Below are 17,981 nucleotides of genomic sequence, written 5' to 3'. Positions count from 1 at the left end.
CTAGTTTACTTCGCCTCGAGCGTCCGCGCTCCAGCCTCACCGGCAATGATCGCTAAGGACGCCATATGGATGAACAGCCCGTGTTCCACGACACCGGGAATGAAATTCAGCTCCGCTGACAGAGCGTCTGCATCAGGAATGCGGCCAAAAGATGCGTCGAAAATGTAGTGGCCGCCATCCGTCGTGAAGACATCAGCCCCCGATTTACGCAGCTTCAACTCGCCGCTCAACCCCAATCTGGAGGCGGCCTTTTCGATCGCGATCTGGGTCGCCGTCTGACCGAAGGGATTGATTTCGATCGGCAGCGGATAGGCCCCGAGCATGCCGACGAGCTTGCTTTCGTCGGCAATCACGATCATGCGGGCAGACGCCGCGGCGACGATCTTTTCGCGCAGCAACGCACCGCCGCCGCCCTTGATCAGGGTCAGGTTGGCATCGACTTCGTCGGCACCGTCAATCGTCAGATCGAGCTCCGGAAGCTCGTCGAGCGATTTCAGCGGGACACCGAGCTCGACGCAGAGCCGCGCGGTACGCTCGGACGTCGGCACGCCTTCGACCTTGAAGCCCTCGTGAACCTTTTCGGCGAGTAGCCTGACGAATTCGTCCGCCGTCGAACCGGTGCCGATACCAAGCCTCATGCCGTCCTCGACATAGGCCAGTGCCGCTTGCGCCGCCTTGACTTTCATTTCCCGGGCGTCCATCCGCCAAAAGCTCCCCGCTGTTTCGCCGACCCGCTGTTTACACGCGTCTCCCGGCAAACGAAAGTCCCCTCACGGCGGGTTTTACGAAGCCATGGGTTTTACGAAGGTGGGCGAATCTCGCATATTTGCATTTCACGGCAGCATTGCGTAATCCGGGACATCCCCCGAACGACGTTCACGAGGTTCCATTGACCGCTCCACTCGTCATTTTCGACCTCGACGGCACGCTGATCGACACCGCACCGGATCTGATCGACAGCCTCAATTATACGATCGAGGACGTCGGCCTGCAGCCGGTGACGTTCGAGGACCTCACGCATCTCGTCGGCCAGGGCGTACGCGTGATGATCCGCCGCGCCTTCGAACTGCGCAGAGTTCCGCTCGACGAGCCGACCGCGGCCAGGCTGTTCGACCGCTATATGGAACATTATGAGGCGGAGATGCCGGGCCGAAGCCGCCCCTACGACGGTGTCGTTGCATGTCTCGACCGCCTGTCGGCCGCCGGCATGCGGCTCGCCGTCTGCACCAACAAGTCCGAACGGCTCGCCTTCCCGCTTCTTGAAAAGCTCGGCCTTCTGGATCGCTTTGTCGCGATGACCTGCGGCGACACCTTTGCCGTCCGCAAGCCGGATGCCCGGCATATTTTCGGCACCATCGAACGTGCCGGCGGCGCCCCCGCGACGAGCGTGATGATCGGCGACAGCGTCAACGATATTCTCGCCGCGCAAAATGCCGGAATTGCCTCGATCGCCGTGAGCTTCGGTTATTCCGACGTCGCCGTCGATACGCTCAACCCGGACCGGGTGATCGGCGGTTATCACGAGCTGACCGTGGAAATGGTGGAAACGTTGATTTCGGCCGATGTGAAGCGGGTGGCGACAGCCACGTAAAAAGGCGGCACGAGGCCGCCTTCTGTAATCCAAACTCGATCCCGGCAGAAAGCTCAGCTCTGGGCCGCACGGACCTTGGTCGTCGCGGCAAAGGCTCTCACCGTCGCATCGTCACGGCCATAGACGTCGTCGAAATATTCGACCTTGCCGTCCTTGTTCGGCCAGGCGGTGAAGTAGGAGACATAGACCGGGATCTTTACCGGCACCTTGGTGGCGACGTTCTGGCCGGCGGCAATCCGACCGTTCACGTCGTCGATCGTCGTGCCGAGCACGGCAGCGGCCATCTTGCGCGGTTCGGCAAGACGCACGCACCCATGGCTCAGTGCCCGCATGTCGCGCTGGAAGAAGCTCTTCGAGGGCGTGTCATGCATGTAGATCGCATGGCTGTTCGGGAAGAGGATCTTCAGATCGCCGAGGGCGTTGTCGCCCGACGGTGGCTGGCGCACGGAGATCTTGTCGGTCGAGCCGAACCAGTTGACGCTGCTCGACGGGACCGCCTTTCCGCCAATCGACACCTCGTAACCCATCCGGTCGAGATAGCTCGGATCCTGGCGCAGGTGCGGCAGCATCTCGTTGATGATGATCGACTGCGGAACGCCCCAATAGGGGTTGAACTCGACCGTTTCGATCTCGTCCTGGAAGAAATAGGTCTGATTGGCCTTGCCGCCGACCACGACGCGCATCGAAAACTGTTCAGCACCGCGGTCATGATAATAGACCATGAAGGCCGGCTGGTTGATGAAGACGTAACGCTGGCCGAGATCGTCCGGCAGCCAGCGCGCCTGTTCCATGGCGACTTCGACCTTCTCGATCTTGTCCTTCGACGTGTGGCCGACCATCTTGCGCACCGTCGCGTTGCCGATGACGCCGTCCGCCTTGAGGCCGACTTCGGCCTGGAAGGATTTGACGACCTCGACGAGCTCGGGCGTGTAGTCCGGGGTCTGCTGGTAGGCCGTCAGCGTCGCCGCATGCTTGGTCTTCAGCGCTTCGGAACCGGTATGCTGGATGGCGGCGATGATGCTCGCCATATCCGGGCTGCTCTTGCCCGGCTTCAGGAGAATGTCGTCCGGCAGCGAAATGCGCGGACCGTCGTTGGCGGCGGCGGCGCGCAGCGTCGCCAGCTCGGCCTTCAGCGCCTGGAATTGGGAACCCTGCGGCGCAAGGCTTTGGAGATAGGCTGCGACATCGGTTCCGGTCTGCGCGAAAGGCAGGACGAGGGAGAGCTTGACGTCCTTGCGCTTGAAGTCGTGGTAGCCGGATACCTTGTTCGGATCAATACGGCCGCGCACCATGTCCTGCGCAAACATCAGCACCTTTTCCGACAGCGCCAGTTCGAACTGCATGAGGGCGCGGTCGTGGCTATCGGCAGCGGAAACCGGCGCCGACGTCGTTGCGGAAACATTGATGGGGGTTGCCGCATCGGCGGGCGCGGCAACGCTTGCGGTGGTCAACGCCGGGGCCGGCAGGATGTAGTCGGCCGGTTCCAACCCGTATTCGCCAGCCCGCTCGAAGAGCGACAGCACTCCCCTCGCCTTGTCATTAACGTCGCCGGCGGTGACCCAGAGAGGCTCCGCGGCCTTGCCGTAGAAGGCTTCGAGAGCGGTGGCAATTTCCGGCGGGGCCGAAACCCTGGCCTCTGTGATAAGGCGCGTGCCGTCCGTCGCGGACGCCGCAGCGAAGGCGGTCGTCTTCACAACCCGCTCGGCGTCCGGCTTATACGTGTAATAACGCGGCCCCGAGACCTTCGGCAGCGGTTCGGGATCGGCGAGACTGCGCTCGCTCGGCATGCTGGCATTGCCGCCGACACCCGGCAGGCCGTTATCGGCGTGCCTTGGGCGGTCTGCCCCAGGACCACCACGCAAGAGATCGAGAAGGGTCACGGCATGTGCGGGAACGGCGGCTCCGGTAAAAATCGAGATGCCGGACACGAGCGCCAATGCGATCGAAGTTTTTTTGTGTTTGTGCTGCAATGTCGTCCCCGTCACCTGCATCCGCGTCCTGATCCGCGGGCTCGAATATGTATCACGCCATCTAACCGATCGCGCGAGGGATGGAAAGAAACGCCCGAGTGTCCGGCGGGTTTCAGTTCCGTCGAAAAACAGCATCGGTGCGCAGTCGGAAGGTTAAGAAACTATTCGTTAAATTTTTACTGACGGCCATCGACAAGGACCCCATCAGGGGGCGGATTCTGCTGCATAATTACGCGGTCCGTGTCATAAAAGGCACGACGAAAGCGTACCAAAAAGCCTGTTTCGGCGGCTTGCGGACGTTCAGCAATCGTATAGTAATGCCGCCGGCCGGCTCCGACGCGGTAACGCGTTGTTGATCTTTCAAGACACCGGCAGCGACCACGAGCAAAAAGAGGCAGCGAAGATGGCATCGACCCGCACCGAAACCGACACGTTTGGCCCGATCGAAGTGGCAAGCGACCGTTATTGGGGCGCCCAGGCGCAGCGCTCGCTCGGCAACTTCAAGATCGGCTGGGAAAAGCAGCCGCTCGCGGTCGTTCGGGCGCTCGGCATCGTCAAGCAGGCCGCCGCCCGCGCCAACATGGAACTGGGCGGCCTCGACGCCGCGATCGGCAAGGTCATCGTCGAAGCGGCGCAGGAAGTCATCGACGGCAAGCTCGACGACCACTTCCCGCTGGTCGTCTGGCAGACCGGTTCCGGCACCCAGTCGAACATGAACGCCAATGAGGTGATCTCCAACCGCGCGATCGAAATGCTCGGCGGCGTGATGGGCTCCAAGAAGCCCGTCCATCCCAACGACCACGTCAACATGAGCCAGTCGTCGAACGACACCTACCCGACGGCCATGCACATCGCCTGCGTCGAAACCATCGTGCGCCACCTGATCCCGTCGCTGAAGCATCTGCACGAAGCGCTGGACGTGAAGGTCAAGGCCTTCTCCCACATCATCAAGATCGGCCGCACCCATACGCAGGACGCCACCCCGCTGACGCTCGGCCAGGAATTTTCCGGCTATGCGGCACAGGTCGGCTCGGCGATCGCCAATATCGAACTGACGCTGCCGGCGCTCTCCAAGCTCGCTCAGGGCGGCACGGCGGTCGGTACCGGCCTCAACGCCCCGGTCGGCTTTGCCGAAAAGGTAGCCGAGGAGATCTCGAAGATCACCGGTCTGCCCTTCGTCACCGCCCCGAACAAGTTCGAAGCGCTCGCGTCGCATGATTCCATGGTCTTCGCCCACGGCGCGATCAACGCCGCTGCCGCCGCTCTCTTCAAGATCGCCAACGACATCCGTTTCCTCGGTTCCGGTCCGCGTGCGGGCCTTGGCGAACTATCGCTGCCGGAAAACGAGCCGGGGTCGTCGATCATGCCGGGCAAGGTCAATCCGACCCAGTCGGAAGCATTGACCCAGGTCTGCGCCCACATCTTCGGCAACCACGCGGCGCTCACCTTCGCCGGCAGCCAGGGCCATTTCGAACTGAACGTCTACAATCCGATGATGGCCTATAATTTCCTGCAGTCGGTGCAGCTGCTCGGCGACGCTGCGGTCTCCTTCACCGACAATTGCGTCGTCGGCATCGAGGCCCGGGAAGACAATATCAGACGCGGCGTGGAAAATTCGCTGATGCTGGTCACCGCTCTCAACTCCCGGCTCGGCTACGACATCTGCGCCAAAATCGCCAAGACCGCCCACAAGAACGGAACGACTCTTCGCGAAGAAGCGGTCGGCGGCGGATACCTGACGAACGAGGAATTCGACCAGTATGTCCGCCCGGAGAACATGATCGGTCCCAAATAAGGCGACCTGATTTACAATATAACGAGCAGGCCCGCCTCCCGAATGGCGGGTTTTCTCTTTCGATCAGCCTACAATGATTAATTCCGACAATATATCAACATTCTAAAGGTGAATATTTCTTCGGGCTCGAAGTCTGTAAACCCATTAGTTTTGAGGGTAAAAGCGGGTATTTCAGAAATGCGAAATAAATTTAAGAATAAGCTCTTCAGCTCGCACCCCTTAATTCTTTTCCAACATTTTTCACATACTACTTCGTTTCATAGCATACAGGTGAGATCTAGTGGGGATCGTCGATGACGACGGCAACAGCGCCGAGAGCGCAATCTAGCGATCTGATCGGCCAGATCATCTATGCGGTGCGATCGATGGGCGTCGCGCCGATCCCTCGTAACTATCAGCTTTTCTACGAGGCCTATATCGGCTCCAATCCTGACCTGACCCGCGATCTGGCGGCGCTCGGAAGCCGTGCCACGCAGGAGGAACTGGACGCACTTTCGCATCGCTACCTTGGAACGGGCCAGGTGGCGGTCATCGAAGACGCCCATACCAGGATTCTTGGCGAACTGGACGCCCTCCTGAAACTGTTGCGCCAGGAGCAGAGCTCGCTCGAAAGCTACGGCAAGCTGCTTGGTGAAACCGCTCAGCGGATCAACTCCAAGAGCAGTTTTTCCAACGACCTGCTGACCAGCGCGCTGGCGCTGCTGAGCGAAGCGACGGGCAGCACCATGGCGCACGGTGAAAAGACCGTCGGCGGCGTCGTCCAGCGCTCGCAGGAAATGGACCAGGTCCGCCGCGAACTCGACGAATACAAGCGTATCGCCAACACCGATTCTTTGACCCGCATCGCCAACCGCCGGGCCTTCGACGAGCGCCTTGCGGCGACTTACGACAATATGGCCCTGCTGCCGGTCACCGCACTGGTGTTGGCCGATATCGACAACTTCAAGAAGATCAACGACAGCTACGGCCATCCGGTCGGCGACAAGATCCTTGCGACGGTTGCTTCCGTGATCCGCTCGAACGTCCGCAAGGATGTCTTCGTCGCCCGCTCCGGCGGCGAGGAATTCGCGATCATCGTCGAAGGCAACACGCCGGAAGAAGTTATGATCATCTGCGAGCGGGTCCGCCGCGCGCTGGAAACCCGGATCTTCCGCAATTCACGCTCCGGCATCGATTACGGCCCGGTCACCATCTCGCTCGGCTTTGCAATGGGTTCGCAGGCGAGTGATCCCGGCGAGCTCTACGCCAATGCCGATACGGCGCTCTACAATGCCAAGAACGCCGGCCGGAACCGCTCAGTCTTCTTCGATGACAGCATGAAGAAGGACTATGTCGGCAAGAGCTGGCTGATCTACAGGAAGTAGATTTCCCTCAGTCGCAGGCCGAGACGCCGGCGGCAGCGGCGATGACCAGCAGTTCCGGGCGGTATTCGAAATGCATGGTGTCGTAGTGATACCAGCGACCGCCCCAGATAAAGCCATGGCGCTCGAATGCCGCGACGATCTTCATCGGAAAGCGGTTTTTGTAGTTCGGGACATTGCCGGGCTTGCCTCCCGACCACAGCCAGTAATCGGCGTGTTTCGTGTTGAGATCGATCGCCGCGCCAAAACCGTGGACGGAGAGATTGGTCTGTCCCGCAACCTTGCGCCAGTTGAAGACGCCGGCCGACGGCGTCAGGTAGGTTTTCAGGCCCGGGTCGGTGGCAAGCTCATCCCGGACGGCGGCGAGCGCCTTGTCGACCCCGTTACGGCTGGTGACCCGCAACGTCTCTCCGAACCATGCGACCGGCACAAGGCTCGACTGCACGGCATTGGCACTCGCGCCATAAAGGCGCTTCATCAAGTCGTCGCTGCGGATGCGTCCCGGATCGGAATCGACCGGCGGGCGGTATTCGCAGGAGCCGGGCCGATATGCCTGAGACAGGCTGTCCTCGACATCGCCCTCTGCCAGCATTTGCGCATGGCTGCGCCTGATCCCGTCGTCGATCGGAATCGGCGCGCCCTCCTTCATGATCAGCCTGCCGTCGCGGCTGGCCACGATCATGTCGGGATAGGCCTTCACGAGGGCCGCGATCTTCTCCTCCAGGCGCAATTCGCGCGCCTCGCCTGGGCCACAGACGAGGATCGACAGCATCAGGGCTGCCGACCGGAGGAACGGCCTGTCAGTAGACCAGGACATTGACGTAATCGCCGCGGGGCCCTCGAAAGATCTGCACGTTGATCATGACATTCCCGCGAACGACGGCGTTGCGGGCGGCCCGGTCGATGGTGCCGCGGCTGATCATGCGCTCGACGAGTTCCCGATTGCCGGCATCGGCGAAGAAGCTGTCGCTCTGGTCACCGCGTTGCGAGACGCCGAAGCGATGAAAATTCGCGCGGTCCTGGCGGATGATCTGCCACGGCTCCTGCAGGCGCACATTGTTGGAATTGTACAGGTCGGCCTCGCCGATGAAGGCCGTATATTCCTCGATCAACTGGTCGGCCCGCGCCGCTTGGGCGCCGAACATCGTCGCAGCCAGGATCACCGCCGCAAAGCCGGTTCCAAACTTCATAAAGTCCCCCGTGCCCCGTCCCCTGTGGCGGGTCGATTCGATTGTTGCCTCGAGCGCTGAAAATGTCCATGAGGACACCGACGATGGACGCCTTCTTCACGAAGAAAACGCCGGCGCGGTATCTACCACATCGTCTTGGCGGCGCGCTCCGGCCATTCCCGGTCGTAGGTCTCCTTGTCGAAATCCGCCTTGGCCGCCTTCAGGAGCGTTCCGGGCGTCGGCAGGCTCTTCGGGTCGACGAAATGCTCCGGGTTCCAGAGTTCGGCGCGCATCAGAGCGCGGGCGCACTGGAAATAGACCTCGTTTATGGTGATGACCGTGACGCTGCGCGGATGCCGGCCGTCCATTTCGAAGCTTTCGAGCAGCGCAGGCTCCACCGAGATCACGGCGCGGCCGTTGACGCGCATCGCAGTGTTCGAACCGGGGACGAGAAACATCAACGCCACGCGCGGGTCGCGCACGATGTTGATCAGCGAATCGATGCGGTTGTTGCCGCGCCAGTCGGGCAGAAGCAGGGTTGCATCGTCCTGGATACGCACCGCCCCGCCAAGATCGCCGCGCGGAGAGCAGTCGAGCCCTTCCGGCCCCACGGTCGAGAAGGCGACAAAGGGCGAAGCCTCGATCATCTGCCGGTATTCCGTGGTCAGCGTCTTCGTCACCTTGGCGAGCGAAGCTTCCGAGACGCCGTCATAGATCGCCTTCAGTTCCTCGACGGATGTGATGATGGTCATGGCTCGCCCCCTTCCGGTATCGGCGGGCCTTAGCCCGCGCGGGCGACACTATGATGACGTCTCCTGTGGATCAAGCAGCGGCGTCGTTGCCGGGCTTGTCGACGATGGAGGTTTCGCGCAACGGCCGGCCATCGCCCGTCAGGAAGGCGGCGATGGTCTCGACCACCCCGCGATCGCTGACGATACGGCGATGTCCGAGCCCGTTCGCCCATTCGAGCCGCGCCGTGGCAAGCCCTTCGAAGCGGCGGGCGTGGTCGGCGGCGACCTCCTTGTCCTCCTCGGCATGCACCACCAGCAGGGGCGTCCCCAACCGAGCGGCGCTCGCAACCGTATCGAAGTCGTCGAGCGAGGCACCGGCTACCTTTTCCGCCCGCCTAATCAGCAGCGCCTTGACGCGCGGCGGCAGGCCGACCATCCGCGAAAAGTCGTCGAACAGCCAATGGATATGGCTCGGCGCGCCGATAACCACCAGTTTCGAGGGCGAGATCATGCCGACGTCTTTCATCACCCCGCCAGCAGCGAGCATCATGCTCGCACCGCCGAACGAATGACCGACTGCTGCGTCGAAATGGCCAAACCGGTTCTCCGCCGCAACGATCGCCTCGACGGCCTGTCGCATGTTGAGGCTGCGGCCGCTGGAAAGCCCGTGACCAGGAAAATCGAGCACCACGACCTCGGCGCCGTTTTCGGCCAGGCCCGCAGGCAGGGCGGCGATATAGGCGGCATTGGAACCCCAGCCGTGCACGACCAGGTAACGGGGCCGGCCGGGCTTGCCGTCGCCGTTGAAGCGATAGGCCATCACCGTCGATTTTCCGACAGTGAGCGGGATTTTCTGGGTGGCCGCGAGCCGTTCGCGTCCCTCGTTCTCCATCGCCAGAGCCTTGCCGCCTCTAGGACGGCGCGAGGGTGTCAGGCAGAAGAGCCGAAAGGCGAGCTTGGCCGCGGTATCGGGGAAAAGCCGTCCCGGGACGGCAAACGCGAAACGGGTGACCTTGAGTGCAAAGGATGACATAGTGAGAAAACCCGATAATGTTCAATATTGAACAATAAAGTACAACGATGAACAAAAATCAATCCCTCCCTTGGGATCATCCGCGTTTTCGCAGTTGGATTGCCGTCGCCCGCGCCTGCCAGTTGATGCAAACCGTGCTGACCCGCGAGCTCGCCGAACTCGACATCAAGCCGCCGCATCTCGACATCCTGATCAATCTCTACCGGTTCGAAGGGATTTCGCAGCAGGAGCTTGCCCGCAAGCTGCTGGTGGGACGTTCCAACATGAGCATGGCGTTGCCGCAGATGGAAAAGCGCGGGCTGATCGAGCGACGCGGTGACAGCAAGGACAAGCGCGTCCTGCGCCTCTACCTGACGGAGGAGGGCCGCGCGGTGACGGAAGCTGCGATGGGCATCCAGACGGCGCTGATCGAGCGTACGCTCTCCTCCGAGCCGCTGGATCAATGCATGGCGATGGCCGAATCGATGGAGCGGCTGATCGTCACCCTGCAGTCGGAGGTCCGTGAGGACAGCCGCGAACCGGTGTGATCACCGCGTCCGTTGCGGCGGATCGCGCGACAGACCCTTTTCGGCCAGATTGCGCTCATAGTCGGCAAACAGCTCGGCGCCTCGCTCGCCGAGTTCGCGCAGGTAAGGCCAGGTGAAGATGCCGCTGTCGTGGCCGTCGTCGAAACGGATCCGCACAGCATAATTGCCGGCCGGAGTGATCGCCGCAATGCCGACGTTGCGCTTACCGGGCACGGTCACCTGCTGGCCGGGACCATGACCCTGCACTTCCGCCGAAGGCGACAGTACGCGCATCGTTTCCGCCGACAAGGGATAGGCCGCGCCGTCGCTGAAGGTGACGTTCAGCGTGTGGCGGTCCTTGGAGACCCGCAGTTCCGTCGGCCAAATGTCGCTCATGCTTTTCAGGCTCCCGATTGTCATATGCCTGGCGGAGGATTAGGAGCTACGGCGCTTCGCCGCAAGCTGTTTTGCGTCCAGCATCGTTCTATCTGATCGATGTCGTACACTTGACGCGACGGCTCGAAACGCCCACTTTCAGGGTAAGGGAGAATGCCACGTGAACAGTTTCGCAGGACCGGTCGGAGGAGCAGCGCCGATCATCGCCGACAAGGCGCCGATGATCGATCCGTTCGGTCGCGCGGTCACGTATCTGCGTGTCTCGGTCACCGACCGCTGCGATTTCCGCTGCACCTATTGCATGGCGGAAAATATGACCTTCCTGCCGAAAAAGGACCTGCTGACGCTGGAGGAGCTCAACCGGCTCTGTTCCGCCTTCATTTCCAAGGGCGTCCGCAAGATCCGGCTGACCGGCGGCGAGCCGCTGGTGCGCAAGAACATCATGTTTCTGGTGCGTGAGCTCGGCCAGCACGTCAAGGCCGGCACTCTCGATGAGCTGACGCTGACGACCAACGGCTCGCAGCTGGCAAAATACGCCGACGAACTTTACGACAGCGGCGTGCGCCGCATCAATGTTTCGCTCGACACGCTGAACCCGGAAAAATTCAAGGCGATCACCCGCTGGGGCGATTATCACAAGGTCATGGAAGGCATCGACGCCGCCCAGAAGGCCGGGCTGAAGATCAAGCTGAACGCCGTGGCGCTGAAGGATTTCAACGAATTCGAGATCGCCGACATGCTGCGTTTTGCGCATGGCCGCGGCATGGACATGACGGTCATCGAGACCATGCCGATGGGCGAGATTGACGAGGACCGCACCCACCAATATCTGCCGCTCTCCAAGCTGCGCGCCGATCTCGAAGAACAGTTCACGCTGACCGAAATCCCCTACAAGACCGGCGGCCCTGCCCGCTATGTCGAAGTTCAGGAAACCGGCGGACGCTTAGGGTTCATCACGCCGATGACCCATAATTTCTGCGAGAGCTGCAACCGCGTGCGCCTCACCTGCACCGGCACGCTCTACATGTGCCTCGGCCAGAACGACGCGGCCGACCTGCGCACGGCGCTGCGCGCTTCCGAGAACGACGACTACCTGTCGGCCGCGATCGACGAAGCGATTACCCGCAAGCCCAAGGGCCACGACTTCATCATCGACCGCACCCACAAACGCCCCGCCGTCGCCCGCCACATGAGCGTCACCGGCGGGTGACAACGCTCGGGCGGCAAGCATCGCAGCGGCGACCGCTGCCGCCGTCCAGCGATCACTCAGCGATCATCGCGAAACATCAACATGATGCACTCCGTGCGGCAAGGCCACCCGCCCGATCCGTTGCAGCGACGGTGTATCGCCCTTGATCACCCTCAAGACTTCAAGCCCTGCCCCGGTCTCAGGGCCTGCGCCCTGATGTCCCTCGAAAACGGTTGCGAGAAGGTGATCGCCCGTCAGGTCGAAGGTACCGCCTTCGGGCAATACGCCCTCGAACGTATAGTCGCCAACCTTGTGCAGCCTGCCCGGGCCCGGATCGAACGTCAGAAGCGATACGGCCGCCTCGCGGCCATGACGCGGAGAACCGGGCGGGAAGGACGTGCCGCGCATGTTGATCGTCGCGACAAGCCGGCCATCCGGGCTCACCGCCATTCCCTCGGCCGAGACGCCGGTGTCGACAGTCATCAACCGCTCGTGCCGGGCTTCGGACGCCTCGGGATCCGCCAGCCGGACGACGGTCATGGTGGAGAACGCATTCGGGATGCGGCCGTCGAGGCTGGTCGCAGTGAAATCGCGCCCCCAGTTCGATGTCAGATAATGGCGGCCATCCGGCGTGAAGCGGCCGACAAAGGGATCCCTACCCACCTCCACGGTGTTTCCCCAGGGCTGCAAGGCAGGCTTCTGATCGCTATCGGAAAATTCGAAGAACGCGACACGGTTCTGCGTGTTGATATTGGCCGCCAGAAACCGCCCGGAAGGATGCCATTGAACATTGGTCGCCGTCACACCACCCCGCGGAGCGTCCAGCGATCCGGTTATGCCGAGTTCGGCCAGATCGAAGCGGGCGACCTCACCGAATTGGCCATCGGCAAATTCGACGATCTGAAGCAGGGCCGCATCGGCGGTGTTGGAGACGACCGCCACCCGCTGCCCGTCCGGGCTGACGGCCAATGCCTCCGGATTGATGCCGATCTCCACCGTATCGGCAAGCTTCGGCATCGATGGGTCGGAGAGATCGACGGCAAACAGCCGTCTGCCGGGCGGCAGATCCCTGACCGTTCCGCCGCCATCCGGCCGCTCGCCCAATCGTTCGGTCACGAATGTCGTGCGCCCGTCTGGCGTCAGTTCCAGGATTTCAGGCGCCGCCGTCACCGAGTTCGAGACGGGGAGTGAACCTCTCGTCACGCGGCCATTGGCTATCGAAAGAATGGTGAGCACGTCCCTGTGCCCGGCCTCCTTCGGAGCCAGTACGGAATCGGCATAGGTGCGCGCCAGATAGTCGCCGTCGGAGATGACGGCGACGCGACCGGCCGATATCGCGCCGAGGATATCGGCCGATTGTGCAGCAGCAGTACCAGACGCCACGGTAACCAACGAAAGGGCCGTGCCCGCGAGAAAAGCCAATGCCTTCATGATCCATTCTCCTTCCGAGAAGCGGCGTCACCTGCCGCCTATTGCCTGAAGGGAGAATAGGGTCCAGTCTGATAGAGTTCCAATCGGAATTCCATTATCTGTGATAGGCAAAATACATCAGGAATGTCGATGGATATTCGCTCCATGGCTTGCTTCGTGGCGGTCGCCGAAGAATTGCATTTCCGCCGGGCGGCCGAGAGGATGCACCTCACCCAGCCCTCGCTCAGCCAGCGCATCCGCGCCCTCGAGCTGGAGATCGGCACGGACCTCTTTGCGCGCGATCGCCGCAGCGTCGCGCTGACGCCGGCCGGCCAGGCGTTCCTCGAACCCGCCCGCCGGGCGATCGAAAATGCCGAGGTCGCCCGGCAGCAGGCTCTACGGGCGTTTCGGGGCGAAGTCGGCCGGCTGCGGCTGGGTTTCACGGTCATCGCCTTCTACGGCATTCTGCCGGAAGCGGTGCAGGCATTCCGGAAACGCTATCCGCAGGTCGAGATAGAGCTTGTCGAACTCAATTCCCCATCACTCGAAACCGCATTGATGACGGGAACGATCGATCTGGCGGTCCTGCATCCGCCGCTCGCCAATCCGGAACTCGCGATCCATGAACTGCCGGCCGAGCATCTCGTCCTGGCATTGCCGGAAAGCCACCCGCTTGCAGTGCGAACCGAGATCCGGCTCTCCGACCTAGCGGGCGAACCTTTTCTTCTCGCACCCCGCTCCATCGGACCGAGCATCTACGACAGGGTCATCGCTCTCTTCCGGGACCAGGGCATCAGCCCGCGCGTCGTGCAGGAGGTTACACCCATGACCACACTTGCAGGCCTGGTGGCGGCGGGGGTCGGAATGGGGTTCGTCACAGGCGGCCTGTCCCGCCTGCCGCGTCCCGGCGTCGTTTTCCGGCCGGTCACGCCGACGCCGCCATCGTTGCCGATGGCGGCGTCCTGGTTGAAACCGCAGCTTTCCGCAATCGGGCAGCGCTTCCTCGAAACGGTCTCGGCGCTTGCCTGACTGTCCGGACTTCAGGCAGCGTCGCTGCGGCGGAAGCCCGAGCGGCGTTCGTTGGCGCCGGCATGGAAGCTGATGTTCGGGTCGCGCGTCTTGAAGCGCTCGATCTTCTCTGACAGCGTCTCCACACGTTGGCGCAGGCCGTGGATCTCGGCGTTGTTTTCCTCGACCATCGCCGCGTTGCGCTGGGTGATCAGCTCGACCTCCTGAACCGCCTTGGTGACTTCGTTGATGCCGGTCGACTGCTCGCCGGTGGCCGCCGAAATCTGGGACACCAGTTTGCGGACGTCGGTGATGTGCGTGATGATCTCCGTGAGCGCCGTACCGGTCTCCTCGACGAGATGCACGCCGTTACTCACCTGGGTCGAGCTTGCCGAAATGAGGCCCTTGATCTCGCGGGCAGCACCGGCGCAGCGCTGTGCCAGTTCGCGGACTTCCTGGGCGACGACCGCAAAGCCGCGGCCTGCCTCGCCGGCACGGGCCGCCTCGACGCCGGCATTCAGCGCCAGCAGGTTGGTCTGGAAGGCGATCTCGTCGATAACCCCGATGATCGTCGCGATCTTCTCGGAGGAACGGCTGATCTCGCCCATGGCATCGACCGCGCGGGATACGACCTCGCCGGAGCGAACCGCGAAATCTTCCGTCTCGTTGACCGAGACGGATGTCTGCTTGGCGCTTTCGGCCGTCGAGCGGACGATTTCGCTCAGATGGCGCAATGCACGCGAGCTCTGTTCGAGCGCTGCCGCCTGCTGTTCCGTGCGGCGGGCAAGATCGTCCGCCGAAGCGGCGAGATTGCCGGTGCCGCCGTCGATTTCTTCAGCGGTCGAGCGCACGTCGGCGAGCGTGGCACGGAGCGCCTCGACGGCCTGGTTGTAGGTGCGTGCCATCTCGATGAAGTCTTCCGGCAGGTTTTCGTCCATGCTGCGCTCGAGGTCGCCCTCGGCAAGCTTGCCGAGCATGTCGTTGAGCGCGGTCAGCGCCTGGCGCTGTTCGCCGGCAATGCGGGCACGCTCTGAGGCGCGGCGCTCGGACTCGGCGGTCGAGAGCTCGCGGGCTGCAGCGGCATCCTGCTCGAGGCGGACATTTTCGACGGCTGCATCGCGGAAGACGGTGACCGAGCGAACCATGTCGCCGATCTCGTCGCCACGTTCGCGGCCTTCGATCTTGACCTCGAGATCGCCGTCCGCGAGCCGCTTCATCACTTCGGTAACGCGACGCAGCGGGCCGCGCAGCGTTTCCACCAGCATCAGGCCGCCGGCAATGGCGAGCAGCGTGCCGACCACCATGGCGATCAGCGACAGCTGGGCGGAACGCTCGCTGTCCTCCTTGCCGACCTCCTGGGCCTGGGCCACGAAATTCTTGAGGCMGGCCATGCCGCCCGTCAGCGTCTCGCCGGCGGCGGCGCGGGCCTTTTTCCAGTCGGCGGCGATGGACAGAAGCTTGGCGGTATCCTCCTCGATCGATTTCAGGCGGGGCTGAAGCGTGGTCGAGAACTCGCGCATGGCCGGGTTTCTGGCGAGCTCGGAAACTTCCGCGCTGGCATCCTTCAGCTTTGCCATAACGTCGAGGACGACCTTGCGCGCGTCCTCCGTCTGGGTGGCGCGCAGCCGCTCGACATAAAGCTGCATGGCGTCGATCAGGCGCAGTGATTCAGCGCTGCGGTCGAGAAGCGTGCGCAGGCTCGCGACCTCTCCCTCGATGCTGGCGAAACGGCTGGCCGCGTTGCCGGCCTTGCTGGTGACTTCCGCTTCCATCTTAGCCTGGAATTTCTCCATGCCGGCGACGGTGTCGCGTATCGCCTTTGCCTTTTCCGGAACGTCCTGACTGCCCTTGATGGTGGCAGCAAGAGCAGCGATCGCATCGTTGATCGGCTTCAGCTGCTTGATACCGTTCGGGGTGAGGAAGGCCTGAACTTCCTGGAAGGTCTTGTCCAGAATGCCGAGATACATGTCGGCGGTGCTGATCGCGCCGTCGTCGGTACCGGTCTCCTTGACGGAATTGCGAAGCTCGCCGATCTGTTCGGCGATCGCCTTGTAGGCATAGGCTTCCAGCACCATGCCCTTGGCGAACTTTTCCTTGCCTTCGAACTGCTTTCGGACGTTGGCGACCTGATCGGAAACCCCTGTCGCGACGGTGCGGACATTGTCGATGCTGTCGTCGAGCGCTGCGGCGTTTTCGTCGCGCCTCTGCTTTATCTTCCAGAGCATGTCCGTATCGGCGCGCATCCTGGGCGCAAGCCCGGTCACGACGGCGATACGCTCGCGGTCCCCGGCTGTCACGAGCAGCCCGCCGAGCACGCGGACGCCGCTCTCCTGTTTGTCGATGGCCGCCTTCAGGGCTGCAAGCGATGCATTGTCGGGCTTGCCGTTGAATTCCTGGAGAACCGCCTGGAGATTTTCGAAATCGCCGATGTTCTCGATCGTCGCACGCGTCACCGTCATATGACCGTTCAGCATGCTGGCCGTATAATAACCCGCAAGGCCTACCCCGGCGATCAAAAGGACCAGCGGGATGACAAAAAGAAGGACCTTGGTGACGATCCTACGGCTCTGAAGAAGACGATCGATGAAAGACATTTTTCCCCCAACTGCAAACCAGAAGCAGCTTCGCGTCAGCGCATTCGCGAAACAGCAACGGCACGATCCCAGCGTCATGCGGGAATGAATGGCTTTCACAATCGTCAAATTCGGTTGAACAACGGTTAATTCGGGACCCTTACAAATCATATTATTACACTGTGTCGGATATCGGAATTTCCCGCCGCTATCCAAAAGAGTACCGCCCGGGAGGCAATCAGGCTGGCGATGCGTAAGTCGTTGCTTTAAGAGACCGGATACCGGAGGAATCTCGCAGATGGCATGGTCTGAAAATTCGCGGGGCGCGTTATTCATGTCGCTCGCCATGGCGGCTTTCACCTGCAACGATGCGCTGGTCAAGTCGGTCACCTCGGAGCTTAGCATCCCCCAGATCATGGCCGTGCGCGGCGTCATGGCGACGGTTCTGATCTACTGTGTGGCGCGCTACATGGGCGTGACCCTTTCGGCCAAGGCGGTCATGCATCCACTGGTGCTGCTGCGCACCCTGTTCGAGCTTGGCGCCACCCTGTCCTTCCTCTCGGCACTTGCCCATATCGAATTCGCCGCCATTTCGTCGATCATGCAGGCGCTGCCGCTTGCCGTGACGTTAGGTGCTGCCCTCTTCCTGGGCGAGCCTGTCGGCTGGCGGCGCTGGACGGCGATCGGCATCGGCTTCCTTGGCGTGCTGATCATCATCCGCCCGGGTCCGGAAGGCTTCACGCCGGCCGCGGTGCTTGCCGTCATCGCCTGCTGCTGCACGGCATGCCGCGATCTCACCACCAAGCGCATAAAGGCCGACATTCCTTCGCTGACGGTGACGCTCTTCACGTCGCTCGCCAACACTATTCTCGGGGCGATCCTGGTCGTGCCGATGGGCGGCTGGCAGCCGGTCAGCACCTATGCGCTCGGGCATCTGGCGATTGCCTCGGTGATGGTGTTCGCAGGCTATCAGGCCGTCATCCAATCGATGCGGACAGGCGAGATCTCCTTCATAGCGCCGTTCCGCTATACCGGCCTGCTCTGGGCATTGGCCATCGGCATTTTCGCCTTCGGCGAACGTCCGAACGCCTATATGCTGGTGGGCGCGGCCGTCGTTATCGGTTCCGGCCTCTATACCTTCTATCGCGAACGCAAGCGGCAGGGCATCGCCACCGGCAAGGCAGCCGCCGCCCCGCCTGCCTGACGACCGGCCGGACGAAAGAGCCGAAAGGCAGCGTGAAAGGACAAG

The 17,981-nt window shown here is 62.2% G+C and carries 16 protein-coding genes; 7 read left to right on the top strand and 9 right to left on the bottom strand.

Annotated features, from left to right (window positions below):
* Window positions 1–5 precede the first annotated feature (5 nt).
* Window positions 6–701 carry a ribose-5-phosphate isomerase RpiA gene (rpiA, locus tag AC1DLT_RS16940; protein WP_038542788.1) on the bottom strand — a complete coding sequence of 232 codons (696 nt, stop codon included), beginning with the start codon at window positions 699–701 and terminating at the stop codon, window positions 6–8.
* Between the two features lie 188 nt (window positions 702–889).
* On the opposite strand from rpiA, the gene AC1DLT_RS16935 reads away from it, so the two are divergent.
* Entirely contained in the window at window positions 890–1,591 is a 702-nt protein-coding gene (locus tag AC1DLT_RS16935; RefSeq protein WP_477487494.1) for an HAD family hydrolase, read from the top strand.
* Between the two features lie 53 nt (window positions 1,592–1,644).
* Here the strand turns inward: AC1DLT_RS16935 and AC1DLT_RS16930 are convergent, their stop codons facing one another.
* Window positions 1,645–3,582 (bottom strand): L,D-transpeptidase family protein, encoded by a 1,938-nt coding sequence (locus tag AC1DLT_RS16930; protein ID WP_477487493.1) that lies wholly within the window; start codon window positions 3,580–3,582, stop codon window positions 1,645–1,647.
* Window positions 3,583–3,964: 382 nt separating this feature from the next.
* Here AC1DLT_RS16930 and fumC point away from each other — a divergent pair, with 382 nt between their 5' ends.
* Window positions 3,965–5,356, top strand: coding sequence for a class II fumarate hydratase (gene fumC / locus AC1DLT_RS16925; RefSeq protein WP_038549151.1), 1,392 nt, complete (start codon window positions 3,965–3,967; stop codon window positions 5,354–5,356).
* Between the two features lie 293 nt (window positions 5,357–5,649).
* Window positions 5,650–6,720, top strand: coding sequence for a GGDEF domain-containing protein (locus AC1DLT_RS16920; RefSeq protein ID WP_038542783.1), 1,071 nt, complete (start codon window positions 5,650–5,652; stop codon window positions 6,718–6,720).
* A 7-nt stretch (window positions 6,721–6,727) separates the two neighbouring features.
* On the opposite strand, the gene AC1DLT_RS16915 is transcribed toward AC1DLT_RS16920, so the two are convergent.
* The 4 genes from AC1DLT_RS16915 to AC1DLT_RS16900 all read right to left on the bottom strand — a co-directional run bounded on the left by AC1DLT_RS16915 (window position 6,728) and on the right by AC1DLT_RS16900 (window position 9,650).
* Window positions 6,728–7,534, bottom strand: a complete 807-nt coding sequence (locus AC1DLT_RS16915; protein WP_477487492.1) for a M15 family metallopeptidase — start codon at window positions 7,532–7,534, stop codon at window positions 6,728–6,730.
* Window positions 7,518–7,907 carry a hypothetical protein gene (locus AC1DLT_RS16910; protein WP_038542779.1) on the bottom strand — a complete coding sequence of 130 codons (390 nt, stop codon included), beginning with the start codon at window positions 7,905–7,907 and terminating at the stop codon, window positions 7,518–7,520. The genes AC1DLT_RS16915 and AC1DLT_RS16910 overlap by 17 nt, the downstream gene beginning before the upstream one ends.
* A 122-nt stretch (window positions 7,908–8,029) precedes the next feature.
* The gene (locus AC1DLT_RS16905; RefSeq protein WP_477487491.1) at window positions 8,030–8,638 is read right to left on the bottom strand and encodes a pyridoxamine 5'-phosphate oxidase family protein; all 609 of its coding nucleotides are present in this window, start codon (window positions 8,636–8,638) and stop codon (window positions 8,030–8,032) included.
* Between the two features lie 70 nt (window positions 8,639–8,708).
* Window positions 8,709–9,650, bottom strand: coding sequence for an alpha/beta hydrolase (locus AC1DLT_RS16900; RefSeq protein ID WP_477487490.1), 942 nt, complete (start codon window positions 9,648–9,650; stop codon window positions 8,709–8,711).
* 47 nt (window positions 9,651–9,697) lie between these two features.
* Between AC1DLT_RS16900 and AC1DLT_RS16895 the strand changes: the two genes are divergently transcribed.
* The gene (locus AC1DLT_RS16895) at window positions 9,698–10,177 is read left to right on the top strand and encodes a MarR family winged helix-turn-helix transcriptional regulator (RefSeq protein WP_247038430.1); all 480 of its coding nucleotides are present in this window, start codon (window positions 9,698–9,700) and stop codon (window positions 10,175–10,177) included.
* Here AC1DLT_RS16895 and AC1DLT_RS16890 read toward each other — a convergent pair whose 3' ends face one another.
* Window positions 10,178–10,552 (bottom strand): gamma-butyrobetaine hydroxylase family protein, encoded by a 375-nt coding sequence (locus AC1DLT_RS16890; protein WP_038549149.1) that lies wholly within the window; start codon window positions 10,550–10,552, stop codon window positions 10,178–10,180.
* A gap of 220 nt (window positions 10,553–10,772) precedes the next feature.
* Between AC1DLT_RS16890 and moaA the strand changes: the two genes are divergently transcribed.
* Entirely contained in the window at window positions 10,773–11,762 is a 990-nt protein-coding gene (moaA, locus tag AC1DLT_RS16885; RefSeq protein ID WP_477487698.1) for a GTP 3',8-cyclase MoaA, read from the top strand.
* A gap of 63 nt (window positions 11,763–11,825) precedes the next feature.
* Here the strand turns inward: moaA and AC1DLT_RS16880 are convergent, their stop codons facing one another.
* Window positions 11,826–13,172: a lactonase family protein gene (locus AC1DLT_RS16880; protein WP_477487489.1), complete on the bottom strand. Its 1,347-nt coding sequence runs from the start codon at window positions 13,170–13,172 to the stop codon at window positions 11,826–11,828.
* 129 nt (window positions 13,173–13,301) lie between these two features.
* Between AC1DLT_RS16880 and AC1DLT_RS16875 the strand changes: the two genes are divergently transcribed.
* Window positions 13,302–14,180, top strand: coding sequence for a LysR family transcriptional regulator (locus AC1DLT_RS16875; RefSeq protein WP_477487488.1), 879 nt, complete (start codon window positions 13,302–13,304; stop codon window positions 14,178–14,180).
* A gap of 11 nt (window positions 14,181–14,191) precedes the next feature.
* Here AC1DLT_RS16875 and AC1DLT_RS16870 read toward each other — a convergent pair whose 3' ends face one another.
* Window positions 14,192–16,753 carry a methyl-accepting chemotaxis protein gene (locus AC1DLT_RS16870; RefSeq protein WP_477487487.1) on the bottom strand — a complete coding sequence of 854 codons (2,562 nt, stop codon included), beginning with the start codon at window positions 16,751–16,753 and terminating at the stop codon, window positions 14,192–14,194.
* 277 nt (window positions 16,754–17,030) lie between these two features.
* On the opposite strand from AC1DLT_RS16870, the gene AC1DLT_RS16865 reads away from it, so the two are divergent.
* Complete coding sequence (locus AC1DLT_RS16865) at window positions 17,031–17,936, top strand: DMT family transporter (protein WP_477487486.1); 906 nt, start codon at window positions 17,031–17,033, stop codon at window positions 17,934–17,936.
* The last annotated feature ends 45 nt before the right edge of the window (window positions 17,937–17,981 follow it).

The organism is Neorhizobium sp. 05N33 (assembly GCF_056397445.1).
The sequence above is the reverse complement of the archived record's forward strand: the minus strand, read 5'-3'. Positions and strand labels throughout refer to the sequence as shown.

Bases quoted from the DNA above. Each gene is read 5' to 3' on its own strand.
- rpiA (WP_038542788.1), bottom strand. From the start codon at position 701: ATGGACGCCCGGGAAATGAAAGTCAAGGCGGCGCAAGCGGCACTGGCC.
- AC1DLT_RS16930 (WP_477487493.1), bottom strand. From the start codon at position 3,582: ATGCAGGTGACGGGGACGACATTGCAGCACAAACACAAAAAAACTTCG.
- fumC (WP_038549151.1), top strand. From the start codon at position 3,965: ATGGCATCGACCCGCACCGAAACCGACACGTTTGGCCCGATCGAAGTG.
- AC1DLT_RS16920 (WP_038542783.1), top strand. From the start codon at position 5,650: ATGACGACGGCAACAGCGCCGAGAGCGCAATCTAGCGATCTGATCGGC.
- AC1DLT_RS16915 (WP_477487492.1), bottom strand. From the start codon at position 7,534: ATGTCCTGGTCTACTGACAGGCCGTTCCTCCGGTCGGCAGCCCTGATG.
- AC1DLT_RS16910 (WP_038542779.1), bottom strand. From the start codon at position 7,907: ATGAAGTTTGGAACCGGCTTTGCGGCGGTGATCCTGGCTGCGACGATG.
- AC1DLT_RS16905 (WP_477487491.1), bottom strand. From the start codon at position 8,638: ATGACCATCATCACATCCGTCGAGGAACTGAAGGCGATCTATGACGGC.
- AC1DLT_RS16900 (WP_477487490.1), bottom strand. From the start codon at position 9,650: ATGTCATCCTTTGCACTCAAGGTCACCCGTTTCGCGTTTGCCGTCCCG.
- AC1DLT_RS16895 (WP_247038430.1), top strand. From the start codon at position 9,698: ATGAACAAAAATCAATCCCTCCCTTGGGATCATCCGCGTTTTCGCAGT.
- AC1DLT_RS16890 (WP_038549149.1), bottom strand. From the start codon at position 10,552: ATGAGCGACATTTGGCCGACGGAACTGCGGGTCTCCAAGGACCGCCAC.
- moaA (WP_477487698.1), top strand. From the start codon at position 10,773: ATGATCGATCCGTTCGGTCGCGCGGTCACGTATCTGCGTGTCTCGGTC.
- AC1DLT_RS16880 (WP_477487489.1), bottom strand. From the start codon at position 13,172: ATGAAGGCATTGGCTTTTCTCGCGGGCACGGCCCTTTCGTTGGTTACC.
- AC1DLT_RS16875 (WP_477487488.1), top strand. From the start codon at position 13,302: ATGGATATTCGCTCCATGGCTTGCTTCGTGGCGGTCGCCGAAGAATTG.
- AC1DLT_RS16865 (WP_477487486.1), top strand. From the start codon at position 17,031: ATGGCATGGTCTGAAAATTCGCGGGGCGCGTTATTCATGTCGCTCGCC.